Annotated in this window: 16 protein-coding genes and 1 pseudogene; 15 read left to right on the top strand and 2 right to left on the bottom strand. The window is 65.9% G+C overall.

Features of this window, described 5'->3' with window-relative positions:
* Both JHD80_RS24475 and JHD80_RS24470 read right to left on the bottom strand, forming a co-directional pair.
* On the bottom strand, positions 1–535 hold a 535-nt coding region (locus JHD80_RS24475; RefSeq protein WP_248311758.1), incomplete at its 3' end, for a TetR/AcrR family transcriptional regulator.
* Positions 536–897: 362 nt separating this feature from the next.
* Positions 898–1557, bottom strand: coding sequence for a YcbK family protein (locus JHD80_RS24470; protein ID WP_199092719.1), 660 nt, complete (start codon positions 1555–1557; stop codon positions 898–900).
* Positions 1558–1930: 373 nt separating this feature from the next.
* Between JHD80_RS24470 and JHD80_RS24465 the strand changes: the two genes are divergently transcribed.
* The 15 genes and pseudogenes from JHD80_RS24465 to JHD80_RS24395 form a co-directional block, all read left to right on the top strand.
* Positions 1931–2311 (top strand): NADH-quinone oxidoreductase subunit A, encoded by a 381-nt coding sequence (locus JHD80_RS24465; protein WP_210339989.1) that lies wholly within the window; start codon positions 1931–1933, stop codon positions 2309–2311.
* Positions 2312–2377: 66 nt separating this feature from the next.
* Complete coding sequence (locus JHD80_RS24460; RefSeq protein ID WP_173046135.1) at positions 2378–2962, top strand: NuoB/complex I 20 kDa subunit family protein; 585 nt, start codon at positions 2378–2380, stop codon at positions 2960–2962.
* Positions 2963–3003: 41 nt separating this feature from the next.
* On the top strand, positions 3004–3609 hold the full coding sequence (locus JHD80_RS24455) for an NADH-quinone oxidoreductase subunit C (protein ID WP_199092717.1): 606 nt from the start codon (positions 3004–3006) through the stop codon (positions 3607–3609).
* Complete coding sequence (locus JHD80_RS24450; protein ID WP_199092715.1) at positions 3609–4052, top strand: GFA family protein; 444 nt, start codon at positions 3609–3611, stop codon at positions 4050–4052. Before JHD80_RS24455 ends, JHD80_RS24450 begins: the two co-directional genes overlap by 1 nt.
* Positions 4049–5239 (top strand): NADH-quinone oxidoreductase subunit D, encoded by a 1191-nt coding sequence (locus JHD80_RS24445; RefSeq protein WP_199092713.1) that lies wholly within the window; start codon positions 4049–4051, stop codon positions 5237–5239. Before JHD80_RS24450 ends, JHD80_RS24445 begins: the two co-directional genes overlap by 4 nt.
* The gene (gene nuoE, locus JHD80_RS24440; RefSeq protein ID WP_199092711.1) at positions 5239–6477 is read left to right on the top strand and encodes an NADH-quinone oxidoreductase subunit NuoE; all 1239 of its coding nucleotides are present in this window, start codon (positions 5239–5241) and stop codon (positions 6475–6477) included. Before JHD80_RS24445 ends, nuoE begins: the two co-directional genes overlap by 1 nt.
* Before the next feature lie 11 nt (positions 6478–6488).
* Positions 6489–7793: an NADH-quinone oxidoreductase subunit NuoF gene (gene nuoF / locus JHD80_RS24435; RefSeq protein ID WP_199092709.1), complete on the top strand. Its 1305-nt coding sequence runs from the start codon at positions 6489–6491 to the stop codon at positions 7791–7793.
* A 4-nt stretch (positions 7794–7797) separates the two neighbouring features.
* Complete coding sequence (gene nuoG, locus JHD80_RS24430) at positions 7798–9876, top strand: NADH-quinone oxidoreductase subunit NuoG (RefSeq protein ID WP_199092707.1); 2079 nt, start codon at positions 7798–7800, stop codon at positions 9874–9876.
* A gap of 6 nt (positions 9877–9882) precedes the next feature.
* Positions 9883–10935 carry an NADH-quinone oxidoreductase subunit NuoH gene (gene nuoH / locus JHD80_RS24425; protein WP_047575231.1) on the top strand — a complete coding sequence of 351 codons (1053 nt, stop codon included), beginning with the start codon at positions 9883–9885 and terminating at the stop codon, positions 10933–10935.
* Entirely contained in the window at positions 10932–11129 is a 198-nt protein-coding gene (locus tag JHD80_RS24420) for a hypothetical protein (RefSeq protein ID WP_199092705.1), read from the top strand. The genes nuoH and JHD80_RS24420 overlap by 4 nt, the downstream gene beginning before the upstream one ends.
* Positions 11126–11362, top strand: coding sequence for a hypothetical protein (locus JHD80_RS24415; protein WP_199092703.1), 237 nt, complete (start codon positions 11126–11128; stop codon positions 11360–11362). The genes JHD80_RS24420 and JHD80_RS24415 overlap by 4 nt, the downstream gene beginning before the upstream one ends.
* A 20-nt stretch (positions 11363–11382) precedes the next feature.
* Entirely contained in the window at positions 11383–11871 is a 489-nt protein-coding gene (gene nuoI, locus JHD80_RS24410) for an NADH-quinone oxidoreductase subunit NuoI (protein WP_038367698.1), read from the top strand.
* 277 nt (positions 11872–12148) lie between these two features.
* On the top strand, positions 12149–12772 hold the full coding sequence (locus tag JHD80_RS24405; protein WP_199092701.1) for an NADH-quinone oxidoreductase subunit J: 624 nt from the start codon (positions 12149–12151) through the stop codon (positions 12770–12772).
* Positions 12772–13080: an NADH-quinone oxidoreductase subunit NuoK gene (gene nuoK / locus JHD80_RS24400; RefSeq protein ID WP_047575211.1), complete on the top strand. Its 309-nt coding sequence runs from the start codon at positions 12772–12774 to the stop codon at positions 13078–13080. Before JHD80_RS24405 ends, nuoK begins: the two co-directional genes overlap by 1 nt.
* A 29-nt stretch (positions 13081–13109) precedes the next feature.
* Positions 13110–13408, top strand: a pseudogene (locus JHD80_RS24395) (NADH-quinone oxidoreductase subunit L); the annotation flags it as partial.

Here is a 13408-nt window from a genome sequence, read left to right as displayed (position 1 = left end):
GCTGCCTGACCTGCTGCTTCCAGAAGCCGAGCAGGCCCTCGTAATAGGCCGGGTCGTTCGGGCGCAGCACGGTCTGGCTGATCATGCCGCGGACCAGGCACATCGTGGCGTTCATCACGGTGCGGGTATGGTCGGGGTCGGTGCCGGCGCGAGCCGCGAGTGCGGTCCAGACCGCATCGAGCCCGGCATGGAATTCCTTGACCGTCGGGATGAGATCGGCCCGGAAAGCCGGGTTGTGGCGCGCTTCCGGCAGGTACTCCATCGTCACGTAGAACAGCCGGTCGTCCATCATCCGCCAGGCGTAGTCGACGATCTCGTCGCTTGAGCCGCCGCGCGCCATGAAATCCTCGGCGAAGCGGTGCAGGTCGCGCGCCGCCTTGCCCAGCATATCGGCGACGGAGGCGCTGATAATCGCCTCCCGGCCGGCGAAATGATGGGTCAGCGCCCCGCGGGAGACACCGGCCATGCGGGCAATCTCGGGGGTCGTGGTGCGGGCGAGCCCCTGGTCGTGCAGCAGGTCGATGGTCGCGTTCATCAGCCGCGCGGATGTCTCGGCGCTGCGCTCCTTCTGCGATCGTCGCTTGCCGGCAACTCTCATACGTGGCTCGCTCCCCTGACGATGGGGAAAGGCTGCGACTCAACTTACAAACAGTCAAGCCTGTTTTTTGAGTGGGAGGGAGGGCGCTTGAGGTTGGAATGGAACTAGCGGCCTGGACGGAACCACGCCGTCATTCCGGGGCTTCGCGTCAGCGAAGAGCCCGGAACCCAGAACCGATGCCTTTTCAAGAAAAGTCGCGGTCAAGTCGCGGCTTCAATTCGCGACGGCATCGGTTCTGGATTCCGGGCTCAGGCCTGCGGCCTGCCCCGGAATGACGGCGTGGTTCTGCGCCGAGCAACCTACCAGGGCCGGCGCGGCCCGGTATCGATATGGATCAGCCCGTTCCAGTAGACATGGTGGCCGCCGACATCGGGCATGGCGCGCACCCATTCGAGGACGACGCGCGGCCTGACGCCGGGGACGCGGAAATCCATCGCTTGGCAGCCCTTGTGATAGGAGCCGCGCCGGGCGCGCCAGGGCGGCCGCCAGGTCGAGGTCACCTTCACCGCCCCATACTTGTCGGCAATCCGGCCGAGGATCTGCTTGAGCTGCTCGGGCAGGCAGGCAATCGACGTGCCCGGGTCGGTCGAGATGCCCGGCCGTTCCGCCTTCTCGTTCGGATCGAAATCCGGCTCCGCGCCGGCCTTCTGGCCGGGTGTCAGTTTCGGCCATTCGACACCCTCGTCGTCGTCGGGCTCGCCGGGATTGGGCGGCGTGGCTGCGGCGGGCGGCGTTTCCGGTGCCGGCGTCGCGGGCGGCGTCTCCTGGGAGGAGGCCGGCACGGGCGTATCGGGCGCAGAGGCGCGCGGCGTCGGCGGCGGCACCACGATCGGCGGCAATTTCGGCGTGCCTTCGATATCGAGATCGAACGGGCGCTGCGGCGGCAGGGGCGCGCGCATCGGCTCGCCTTCCTGGGCGGAGACCGAGGCTGTCGAGAGCAGCACGGTGAGCGCAGACATGGCCAGCGTGCGCGGGAGGCAGGCCCGGCTCATCACGCCGTCGGGCGTCCGCAGAAAAAGGGCGGACGGGCGGGGCGGAGATCACGAAACATCGCAGGCCTTTCGGGAAAAGCGCTCGCACAGCCGGCAACGATTCGGCAGGGTGAACGGATGATTGCCGCTCACGCAGGCGGAAAGCAGGCGGTTTTGCCGGATTTTCGCCGCGGCTCTCCGGGGCGACGACAAGACAGGGCCGGATTTTGCCGCATTCTGCGCTGGGTTCAACCCGGATACGGCGATTGTGCGGCGCGGCGGAGTCTTGCTTCATTCTAATCGAGGGTCTAAGCGACTGGGACAGCGAGCCGCGCCACGGCCGCCTGAAATGAGTTCGACCATGCAAGCTGCCTCGGTGCCTTCCATCCTGAGCGACTACCTGCCGCTGGTGCTGTTCATCGGCGTCTCGGCGGTCATCGGCCTGGCCCTGCTGATCGCGCCTTTCGCGATCGCCTATTCCAAGCCGGATGCGGAAAAGCTCTCGGCCTATGAATGCGGCTTCAACGCCTTCGACGATGCGCGCATGAAGTTCGACGTTCGGTTCTACCTGGTCGCGATTCTCTTCATCATCTTCGATCTCGAGGTCGCGTTCCTGTTCCCCTGGGCCGTCGCCTTCGGCGGGCTCGGCTGGTATGGTTTCTGGTCGATGATGATCTTTCTCGGCGTGCTCACCGTGGGTTTCATCTACGAGTGGCGCAAGGGCGCGCTGGAGTGGGACTGAGCGTCGGGTAGGGAAACGGTTTTCCGGTTGCTACCTAACGGTCTGAAAGTTCACGAGGATTAGCTTATGGCAGTCACAGCGATCGATCGTGGTGATCCGCTCGTCGCGCAGGCGCCGAGGGGTTTGCTCGGTCCCGACGGCAAGCCGCTGGGGGCGCGTGATCCGTTCTTCGTCGAGATCAACAACGAGCTCGCCGACAAGGGCTTCCTCGTCACCGCGACCGACGACCTGATCAACTGGGCCCGCACCGGCTCGCTGATGTGGATGACCTTCGGTCTCGCCTGCTGCGCCGTCGAAATGATGCAGCTCTCGATGCCGCGCTACGATGTCGAGCGCTTCGGCTTCGCGCCGCGCGCCTCACCGCGCCAGTCGGACGTGATGATCGTCGCGGGCACGCTGACCAACAAGATGGCTCCCGCTCTGCGCAAGGTCTACGACCAGATGCCGGAGCCGCGCTACGTCATCTCGATGGGCTCCTGCGCCAACGGCGGCGGCTACTACCACTACAGCTACTCGGTGGTGCGCGGCTGCGACCGCATCGTCCCGATCGACATCTATGTCCCGGGCTGCCCGCCGACGGCCGAGGCGCTGCTTTATGGCGTCCTGCTGCTGCAGAAGAAGATCCGCCGCACCGGCACGATCGAGCGCTGAGCGCTCTGTCGGTCGATGCTGCAGGCGATGAAGGTGAGACGATGAGCGAAGCGCTCGTACAACTCGGCGAAGAGATCAAGGCCGCGCTGCCCGGCGCGGTGACGGAGGCCGTCGTCGCCTTCGAGGAGCTCACTGTTCATGCCGAGGCGGCCTCGATCGTCGAGGTGCTGCGCACGCTCTACAGCGATCCGCGCTTCCGCTTCGTGAATTTCACCGATATCGCCGGCGCCGACTATCCCGGCCGCGAGAAGCGCTTCGACGTCGTCTACCACCTGCTGGCGCCGCACCATAACCGCCGCATCCGCGTGAAGGTCCAGACCGACGAGGCGACGCCCGTTCCCTCCGTCGTCGACGTCTTCCCGGCGGCGAACTGGTTCGAGCGCGAGGCCTACGACTTCTACGGCATCCTGTTCTCCGGCCACCCGGACCTGCGCCGCATCCTCACCGATTACGGCTTCGAGGGCTATCCGCTGCGCAAGGACTTCCCGCTGACAGGCTTCGTCGAGGTTCGCTACGACGACGAGCAGAAGCGCGTCGTCTACGAGCCGGTGAAGCTCAACCAGGAATTCCGCAACTTCGATTTCCTCTCGCCCTGGGAAGGCACGGATTACGTGCTGCCGGGCGACGAGAAGGCGAAGGGGGCGTGATGGCATCCGGCCACCAAACCCTGTCCGGCGGCTGTCTCTGCGGCGCGGTGCGCTTTACCGCGACGCCCGAGAAGCAGGAGATGGATGTCTGCCATTGCGGCATGTGCCGGAAATGGAGCGGCGGCGTCTTCATGGCGGTGCCGTGCTCCGGCGTGTCCGTGGCGGACGAGCAGGCGCTCAGTGTCTATCCGTCGTCCGACTGGGGTGAGCGGGTCTTCTGCAAGACCTGTGGGTCGAGCCTGTTCTGGCGCCTGCGCCAAGGCGGGGACGGCCATGTCGCGGTCGCCTTCCAGGCCTTCGACGACCAATCGCCCTTCGACTTCGTCGCGGAGATCTTCATCGATGACAAGCCGGCGCTCTATGCGTTTGCCGGCGATCGGCCACGGCTGACCGGGGACGAGTTCCTGGCCCGCGTCGCGGCAAAGCAGGGCGGCACGGCATGACCGAGCACAATATCCGCAATTTCTCGATCAATTTCGGTCCGCAGCACCCGGCTGCCCACGGCGTGCTGCGCCTGGTGCTGGAGCTCGACGGCGAGATCGTCGAGCGTGTCGATCCGCATATCGGCCTGCTGCATCGCGGCACCGAGAAGCTGATCGAGGCCAAGACCTATCTCCAGGCCGTGCCCTATTTCGACCGGCTCGACTATGTCGCGCCGATGAACCAGGAGCATGCCTATGCGCTGGCGGTCGAGCGCCTCGTCGGCGTGACCGTGCCGCGCCGTGGCCAGCTCATCCGCGTGCTCTATTCCGAGATCGGCCGCATCCTCTCGCATCTGCTCAACGTCACCACGCAGGCGATGGACGTCGGTGCGCTGACGCCTCCACTATGGGGCTTCGAGGAGCGCGAGAAGCTGATGATCTTCTACGAGCGGGCCTGCGGCGCGCGCATGCACGCGGCCTATGTCCGCCCCGGCGGCGTGCACCAGGACATCCCGGTCTCGCTGATCCACGACATCGCCGAATGGTGCGATCCGTTCCTCAAGGTCTGCGACGACCTCGAAGGCTTGCTCAGTGACAACCGCATCTTCAAGCAGCGCAACGTCGATATCGGCGTGGTCGATCTCGAGACCTGCTGGAAATGGGGCTTCTCGGGCGTGATGGTGCGCGGCTCCGGCGCACCCTGGGACCTGCGCAAGTCGCAGCCTTACGAGTGCTACGAGGAGATGGAATTCGACATCCCCGTCGGCAAGAACGGCGACTGCTTCGACCGCTACCACATCCGCATGGAAGAGATGCGCCAGTCGGTGCGCATCATGAAGCAGTGCTGCGACAAGCTGCTGGCGCCCGATGGCGGCGGCCCGGTCTCCTCGCTCGACGGCAAGATGGTGCCGCCCAAGCGTGGCGAGATGAAGCGCTCGATGGAAGCGCTGATCCACCATTTCAAGCTCTATACCGAGGGCTACAAGGTGCCGGCCGGCGAGGTCTATGCCGCCGTCGAGGCACCAAAGGGCGAATTCGGCGTCTATCTGGTCTCCGACGGCACCAACAAGCCCTATCGCTGCAAGATCAAGGCCCCGGGCTTCGCCCATCTCCAGGCCATGGATTTCATGTGCCGCAAGCACATGCTCGCCGACGTCTCCGCGATCCTCGGCTCCCTCGATATCGTCTTTGGTGAGGTGGACCGCTAATGTCCGTCCGTCGTCTCGCACCTGATCCGGTCCAGCCCGCCTCATTCGCCTTCACCGCGGCGAACGAGAACTGGATCGACCAGCAGATCGCCAAGTATCCGGAAGGCCGCCAGGCTTCCGCCGTTATCCCGCTGCTGTGGAAGGCGCAGGAGCAGGAGGGCTGGGTCTCGCGCGCCGTGATCGAGACCGTCGCGCGCCGCCTCGGCATGGCGCCGATGCGGGTGCTGGAGGTCGCGACCTTCTACACCATGTTCAACCTGCAGCCGGTCGGCGAGTTCTTCGTCCAGCTCTGCGGCACGACGCCCTGCGCGCTGCGCGGCGCGGAAGCGCTGAAGAAGGTCTGCGAGGACGTCATCGGCCCGCAATCGACCGTGACCGCCGACGGCAAGCTCTCCTGGCTCGAAGTCGAATGCCTGGGCGCCTGCTGCAACGCGCCGATGGCGCAGATCAATGTCGACTATTACGAGGACCTGACGCCGGCGAATTTCCGCCAGCTCCTCGACGATCTCCGCAATGGCCGCGCCACCAAGCCCGGCCCGCAGAACGGCCGCACCGGCTCCGAGCCGGAGGGTGGCCCGCAGACGCTGACCGACAAGGCCCTCTATGACGGCTCGATGATCGGCGCCGGCGACTGGCAGAAGCGCATCGCCGAGCAGCGCAAGGCCGCGGCCGAAGCCGCCGCCGCCAAGGCAGCCGCCGAGGCGGAAGCCAAGAAGGCGGCAGAAGCCGAGGCCAAGAAAGCCGAAGCGACGCCTGCCGCCGTTGCCGAGAAGCCTGCGACCGAGACCGCCGCTGCCGCACGCCCGCAGCCCTCGTCGCCGGCCCAGCCCTCCAGCGCCGCGAACGACACGCCGGCTGCCAAGGGCAAGGTCGAGAACAAGGATGTCACCGAGGCTGCCAAGCCCGCGGCAGCGGACAACAAACCCGCCGCGGCGTCGGCACCGGCGGCCGCTGCCGAGAGCAAGCCCGAGCTGCTCAACGCTGCCCGCGGCGGCAAGGGCGACGATCTCGAACTGATCTGGGGCGTCGGGCCGAAGCTGGCTAGGATGCTCAACGAGATGGGCGTCTGGCATTACGACCAGATCGCCAAATGGACACCGGCGGAGCTCGCCTGGGTCGATGCGCGGCTGACCGGCTTCAAGGGCCGGGCGCTGCGTGACGACTGGATTGCTCAGTCGAAGAAGCTCGCGACGGGTTGGCGCCCGGAGTCGAAGCTTGGCGACAAGCCGGCAGAGTGAGGCACTAGGACATGCTCGCAGATCGCGATCGCATCTTCACCAATCTCTACGGCCTGCATGACCGTACCCTGAAGGGTGCGATCCAGCGCGGCGCCTGGGATGGCACGAAATTCCTGCTGGAGCAGGGCCGGGACTGGATCATCGACGAGATGAAGAAGTCCGGCCTGCGCGGCCGTGGCGGCGCCGGCTTCCCGACCGGGCTGAAATGGTCGTTCATGCCCAAGCAGAGCGATGGGCGCCCGCATTACCTCGTCGTGAATGCCGACGAGTCGGAGCCGGGCACCTGCAAGGATCGCGAGATCATGCGCAACGACCCGCATACGCTGGTCGAGGGCTGCCTGATCGCCTCCTTCGCCATGGGCGCGCATGCGGCCTATATCTACATCCGCGGCGAATACATCCGCGAGCGCGAGGCGCTGCAGCGCGCCGTCGACGAGGCCTATGAGGCCAAGCTGATCGGCAAGGACAACGTCCACGGCTATCCCTTTGATCTCTATGTGCATCACGGCGCCGGCGCCTATATCTGCGGCGAAGAGACGGCGCTGCTGGAGAGCCTCGAGGGCAAGAAGGGCATGCCGCGGCTGAAGCCGCCATTCCCCGCCAATATGGGTCTCTATGGCTGCCCGACCACGGTCAACAACGTCGAGTCGATCGCGGTCGCGCCGACCATCCTGCGCCGCGGCGCGAGCTGGTTCTCCTCGCTCGGCACGCCGAACAATGTCGGGACCAAGCTCTTCTGCGTCTCGGGCCATGTGAACAAGCCCTGCAACGTCGAAGAGGCGATGGGCATCCCCTTCCGCGAGCTGATCGACAAGCATTGCGGCGGCATCCGCGGCGGCTGGGACAATCTTAAGGCGGTCATCCCCGGCGGTTCGTCGGTGCGCATGGTCCCGGCCGAGCAGATCATCGACACGCCGATGGATTTCGACTCGCTCTCGAAGCTGCGCTCCGGCCTCGGCACGGCGGCTGTGATCGTGATGGACAAGTCGACCGACATCGTCCGGGCCATCGCCCGCATCAGCCATTTCTACAAGCATGAGAGCTGCGGCCAGTGCACGCCCTGCCGCGAGGGCACGGGCTGGATGTGGCGCGTCATGGAGCGCATGGCAGAGGGCCGCGCCCAGAAGCGCGAGATCGACATGCTGCTCGACGTCACCAAGCAGATCGAAGGCCACACGATCTGTGCGCTCGGGGACGCCGCGGCCTGGCCGATCCAGGGCCTGATCGCGCATTTCCGTCACGAGATCGAGCAGCGCATCGACGACTATGCCGCCAACCCGCACAGCGAGCCTGTGCGCCTGATGGCGGCGGAGTGAGACCATGACGAAACTCCTCATCGACGGCATCGAGGTCGACGTTCCCGCCGAGTACACCGTGCTGCAGGCCTGCGAGGCGGCAGGCGTCGAGGTGCCGCGCTTCTGCTTCCACGAGCGCCTCTCGATCGCCGGCAACTGCCGCATGTGCCTTGTCGAGGTGAAGGGCGGCCCGCCGAAGCCGCAGGCCTCCTGCGCCATCGGCGTGCGCGACCTGCGCCCCGGCCCGAACGGCGAGCCGCCGGTCGTCCTGACCAAGTCGCCGATGGTCAAGAAGGCCCGCGAAGGGGTGATGGAGTTCCTGCTCATCAACCATCCGCTCGACTGCCCGATCTGCGACCAGGGCGGCGAATGCGACCTGCAGGACCAGGCCATGGCCTATGGCGCGGATACCTCGCGCTATGCCGAGAACAAGCGCGCGGTCGAGGACAAGTATATCGGCCCGCTGGTCAAGACGACGATGACGCGCTGCATCCAGTGCACGCGTTGCGTCCGCTTCACCACCGAGGTTGCCGGCGCCTCCGATCTCGGCGCCATCGGCCGCGGCGAGGACATGGAGATCACGACCTATCTCGAGCAGGCGATGTCGTCCGAGCTCCAGAGCAACGTCGTCGATCTCTGCCCGGTTGGCGCGCTGACCTCGAAGCCCTACCAGAACAAGGCCCGCCCGTGGGAGCTCTCCAAGACCGAGAGCATCGACGTGATGGACGCGGTCGGCTCGGCCATCCGCGTCGACTCGCGCGGCAAGGAAGTGATGCGCATCCTGCCCCGTCTCAACGAGGCGGTGAACGAGGAGTGGATCTCCGACAAGACCCGCCATGTCGCCGACGGCCTCAAGACCCAGCGTCTCGACCGGCCCTATATCCGCGAGAATGGCCGCCTGCGTCCGGCGAGCTGGAACGAGGCCTTCGCCGCCATCGCCGCCAAGGTGAAGGCGACGAGCCCTGAGAAGATCGGCGCCATCGCCGGCGATCTCGTCGCGGTCGAGGAGATGTTCGCGCTGAAGAGCCTGATCGCCTCGCTCGGCTCCACCAATCTCGACGCCCGCCAGGACGGCACCAAGCTGCATCCGAAATTCGGCCGCGCCTCCTACGTCCTCAACGCCGGCATCGCCGGCATCGAGGATGCGACCTCGCTCCTGATCATCGGCTCGAACCCGCGCCGCGAAGCACCGATCCTGAACGCCCGCATCCGCAAGCGCTGGCTGCGCGGCGATCTCAAGGTTTCGGTCATCGGCGAGAAGGCCGACCTGACCTATACCTACGATTATCTCGGCGCCGGCCCGGAGACGCTGGCGGAGGTCGTGAAGTCGGCCCAGGCCGCTGGCGGCAAGCCGATGGTGTTGGTCGGGCAGGGCGCTCTCGCCCGCACTGACGGCGAGGCCATCCTCTCGCTCGCCGCGAAGGCGGCGCAGGCGCTCGGCGCCGTCACCGAAGGCTGGAACGGCTTTGGGGTGATCCACACCGCCGCCGCCCGCGTCGGTGCGCTCGATCTCGGCTTCGTGCCGCAAGAAAACGCTAATGGATCGGGCGGGTTGGACGCCGCTGCGATGGTCCAGCCGGGCGCGCTCGACGTGCTCTTCCTGCTCGGTGCCGACGAGATCGAGGTGCCGGAAGGCGCCTTCGTGATCTACCAGGGTACGCATGGCGACAAGGGCGCGCATCGCGCGGATGTCATCCTGCCGGGCGCGGCCTATACCGAGAAGTCCGGCACCTATGTGAACACCGAAGGCCGTGTGCAGATGGGCGACCGCGCCACCTTCCCGCCGGGCGATGCCCGCGAGGATTGGGCGATCCTGCGTGCGCTCTCCGCGACGCTCGGCAAGACGCTGCCCTTCGACTCGCTCGCCGGCCTGCGCAAGGCGCTCTACGAGGTGCATCCGCATTTCGCGGCGCTGGACAGCCTGCCGGCCAACGACGCTGCGGAGATCGGCAAGCTCGCCGCCCTCGGCGGCAAGACCGACAAAGCGGGCTTCGCGCCTGTCGTTGCGGATTTCTATCAGACCAACCCGATCGCACGTGCCTCCGCCATCATGGCGGAATGCTCGGCGCTGGCCTCCGGCCGGCATCAGCAGGCGGCGGAGTAAGCGGCCATGAACTGGGACCTCGTCCTCGATATCGCGATCATCCTCGGCAAGAGCCTGCTGCTGCTGGTCTGCCTGCTGGTCTTCATCGCCTATATCCTGCTGGCCGACCGCAAGGTCTGGGCGGCGGTGCAGCTTCGCCGCGGCCCGAACGTGGTCGGACCCTGGGGCCTGTTCCAGAGCTTCGCGGACCTGATCAAGTTCGCGCTCAAGGAGCCGATCATCCCGTCCGGCGCCAACAAGGGTATCTTCCTGCTGGCGCCCTTCATCTCCTGCCTCTTGGCGCTCGGCGCCTGGGCAGTGATTCCGGTGGCGGAAGGCTGGGCGATCGCCGACATCAATGTCGGCGTGCTCTACATCCTCGCGATCTCCTCGCTCGGCGTCTACGGCATCATCATGGCCGGCTGGGCCTCGAACTCGAAATACCCGTTTATGAGCGCGCTGCGCTCGGCGGCGCAGATGGTGTCCTACGAGGTCTCGATCGGCTTCGTCATCATCACCGTCCTGCTCTGCGTCGGCTCGCTGAACCTCTCGGCCGTGGTCGAGGCTCAAGCGAACCGCGGCCTGGCGCATGCGCTCGGCGTGCCGTGGCTCTCGATCCTGAACTGGTATTTCATCCCGCTCTTCCCGATGTTCGTGGTCTTCTTCATCTCGGCGCTGGCCGAGACGAACCGGCCGCCCTTCGATCTGGCCGAGGCGGAATCCGAGCTCGTGGCGGGCTTCATGGTCGAGTATTCCTCGACGCCGTACCTGCTGTTCATGCTCGGCGAATACGTGGCGATCATGACCATGTGCTCGCTGACCACGATCCTCTTCCTCGGCGGCTGGGCGCCCCCGGTCGCGCTGCCGCCCTTCACCTGGCTGCCCGGCGTGTTCTGGTTCGCGCTCAAGGTCTGCCTGGTGTTCTTCATGTTCGCGCTGGTGAAGGCCTTCGTGCCGCGCTACCGCTACGACCAGTTGATGCGCCTGGGCTGGAAGGTCTTCCTGCCGCTCTCGCTCGCCTGCGTGGTGATCGTGGCGCTGGTGCTGCAGCTGACGGGCTGGGGCCCGGTGGCTGGATGATCAATCCGGCGATCATGGGCCCGGCAGCGGGCATGGTCGTCGGTGGAATATGTTACGTGGCGTTTGTCGGCTTCTCGTTCTGGCGATGGGGCTACATTCCCACGGATGGATATGAAGGACTCGCTGTCGGCGCTTTTTGCGGCGGGTTCCTCGGATACAAGAGCGTCGCCTGGCTCGGGCTGGTGGCGCCATGAACAATGCGGGTCTGATCGGCGCCCTGATCGGCTTCGGGCTGGGCCTGTTGGAATACCGGCTGATCTCGGCCGTGGTGATCGGGGCGCTCCGGCGCACGGATCGCTCGGAGACGCAGGCCGAGAAGGATGATTACGAGCGCCGTATCCGCATCCTGCGGGCGGTGCTGGTTGTGATGACGATCGGCTTGATGCCGGTCCTGGGTTTCGTGATCGGCCGGGCGCTGTTCGGCTGAGGATGTAAAGGACGAAGGCGATGTCACTCGCGCAAGCCGCAAGGGGCCTGCTGCTGAAGGAGTTCGTCGGGGCGATCGGGCTCTCGATGCGCTATTTCTTCAAGCCGAAGGCGACGCTGAACTACCCGTTCGAGAAGGGCCAGCTCTCGCCGCGCTTCCGTGGCGAGCATGCGCTGCGCCGCTATCCGAACGGCGAGGAGCGCTGCATCGCGTGCAAGCTCTGCGAGGCGATCTGCCCGGCGCAGGCCATCACCATCGAGGCCGGTCCGCGCCGCAACGACGGCACGCGCCGCACCACCCGTTACGACATCGACATGACCAAGTGCATCTACTGCGGCTTCTGCCAGGAAGCCTGCCCGGTCGATGCCATCGTCGAAGGGCCGAATTTCGAGTTCGCGACCGAGACCCGCGAGGAGCTGTTCTATGACAAGGACAAGCTGCTCGCGAACGGCGCGCGCTGGGAACGCGAGATCGCGCGCAACATCGCGATGGACGCGCCCTATCGGTGAGATGATTTGCCCCTCCGGCGTCATCCCGGACAAGCCGCGAAGCGGCGCCGATCCGGGATCCATCGGAGGGAACTGCACTTTACGATGGATCCCGGGTCTGCGCTTCGCTTGCCCGGGATGACGTTGCAGGGTGCGATTGAGTTCACAGACCCGCCGTGCGGTTGTCCCGCCCGGCGGGCCTGATTATAGACGCTCCAAATTGCTCGGGGTCCTTTGAGTCCCGGAGCACGAACCAAACGAGGACCGCGCCGAAAAGGGGCGGGAAGGGCTGGCCGAGATGAATGCCGCAGCGGCTTTCTTCTATCTCTTCGCAGGGGTGACCGTGGCATCCGCCTTCATGGTGGTGACCTCGCGCAATCCCGTGCATTCGGTGCTCTATCTGATCCTGGCCTTCGTCAACGCGGCCGGGCTGTTCATGCTGCTGGGCGCCGAGTTCCTCGCGATGCTGCTGGTCGTCGTCTATGTCGGCGCGGTCGCGGTGCTCTTCCTCTTCGTGGTGATGATGCTCGACGTCGATTTCGCCGAGTTCCGCCAGGGCTTCCTGAACTATCTGCCGATCGGCGCGCTGATCGGCTTCATCTTCGCCGTCGAGCTGCTGCTCGTCGTCGGCGCCTGGGTCATCGATCCGCAGATCGTCAAGGCGCCGGTCGCGGCGATTCCGGCGGGCATCTCGAACACCGAGGCGCTCGGCCGCGTGCTCTACACCCAGTATGTCTACTACTTCCAGGCGGCCGGCCTCGTGCTGCTCGTCGCCATGATCGGCGCGATCGTGCTGACGCTGCGCGACCGTCCCGGCATCAAGCGCCAGCACGTCCCGACCCAGAACGCCCGGACCAAGGACGCGGCGATGGCGGTCAAGCAGGTGCCCTCGCGCACTGGCGTTCCCGAGGAGATGGCGTGATGACGATCGGACTGGGCCATTATCTCGCCGTCAGCGCCATCCTGTTCACGCTGGGTGTGCTCGGCATCTTCATCAACCGCAAGAACGTCATCGTCATCCTGATGTCGGTCGAGCTCATCCTGCTCTCGGTCAACATCAACTTCGTCGCCTTCTCGAGCTTCCTGAACGACATCGTCGGGCAGGTCTTCGCGCTGCTCGTGCTCACGGTGGCGGCGGCTGAGGCCGCGATCGGCCTCGCCATTCTCGTCGTTTACTTCCGCAACCGCGGCACGATCGCGGTGGAAGACATCAACATGATGAAAGGCTGAGCGCGCCCCTGCGCCTGGACCTCACTGCCATGTATCACGCGATCGTCTTCCTCCCTCTCATCGGCTTCCTGATCGCCGGCCTGTTCGGCCGGCTGATCGGCGCGCGCGGCTCCGAGATCGTCACGACCTCGCTGCTCATCGTCTCCGCCGTCCTGTCCTGGGTCGCCTTCATCAATGTCGGCTTCGGCTCCGGCACGACCCGGGTGCAGATCGCGAGCTGGATCTCGTCCGGCCAGTTGCAGGTCGACTGGGCCTTCCGCGTCGATACGCTGACAGTGGTGATGCTGGTCGTGGTCAACACGGTCTCCAGCCTCGTGCACCTCTACTC

The organism is Allobosea sp. ASV33 (assembly GCF_016428755.1).
Taxonomy (GTDB): domain Bacteria; phylum Pseudomonadota; class Alphaproteobacteria; order Rhizobiales; family Beijerinckiaceae; genus Allobosea.
This window is presented reverse-complemented; position numbering and strand designations above follow the sequence as displayed.

Bases quoted from the DNA above. Each gene is read 5' to 3' on its own strand.
- JHD80_RS24470 (WP_199092719.1), bottom strand. From the start codon at position 1,557: ATGTCTGCGCTCACCGTGCTGCTCTCGACAGCCTCGGTCTCCGCCCAG.
- nuoI (WP_038367698.1), top strand. From the start codon at position 11,383: ATGTCACTCGCGCAAGCCGCAAGGGGCCTGCTGCTGAAGGAGTTCGTC.
- nuoH (WP_047575231.1), top strand. From the start codon at position 9,883: ATGAACTGGGACCTCGTCCTCGATATCGCGATCATCCTCGGCAAGAGC.
- JHD80_RS24445 (WP_199092713.1), top strand. From the start codon at position 4,049: ATGACCGAGCACAATATCCGCAATTTCTCGATCAATTTCGGTCCGCAG.
- nuoK (WP_047575211.1), top strand. From the start codon at position 12,772: ATGACGATCGGACTGGGCCATTATCTCGCCGTCAGCGCCATCCTGTTC.
- nuoG (WP_199092707.1), top strand. From the start codon at position 7,798: ATGACGAAACTCCTCATCGACGGCATCGAGGTCGACGTTCCCGCCGAG.
- JHD80_RS24455 (WP_199092717.1), top strand. From the start codon at position 3,004: ATGAGCGAAGCGCTCGTACAACTCGGCGAAGAGATCAAGGCCGCGCTG.
- JHD80_RS24460 (WP_173046135.1), top strand. From the start codon at position 2,378: ATGGCAGTCACAGCGATCGATCGTGGTGATCCGCTCGTCGCGCAGGCG.
- JHD80_RS24420 (WP_199092705.1), top strand. From the start codon at position 10,932: ATGATCAATCCGGCGATCATGGGCCCGGCAGCGGGCATGGTCGTCGGT.
- JHD80_RS24450 (WP_199092715.1), top strand. From the start codon at position 3,609: ATGGCATCCGGCCACCAAACCCTGTCCGGCGGCTGTCTCTGCGGCGCG.
- JHD80_RS24465 (WP_210339989.1), top strand. From the start codon at position 1,931: ATGCAAGCTGCCTCGGTGCCTTCCATCCTGAGCGACTACCTGCCGCTG.
- JHD80_RS24415 (WP_199092703.1), top strand. From the start codon at position 11,126: ATGAACAATGCGGGTCTGATCGGCGCCCTGATCGGCTTCGGGCTGGGC.
- JHD80_RS24405 (WP_199092701.1), top strand. From the start codon at position 12,149: ATGAATGCCGCAGCGGCTTTCTTCTATCTCTTCGCAGGGGTGACCGTG.
- nuoF (WP_199092709.1), top strand. From the start codon at position 6,489: ATGCTCGCAGATCGCGATCGCATCTTCACCAATCTCTACGGCCTGCAT.
- nuoE (WP_199092711.1), top strand. From the start codon at position 5,239: ATGTCCGTCCGTCGTCTCGCACCTGATCCGGTCCAGCCCGCCTCATTC.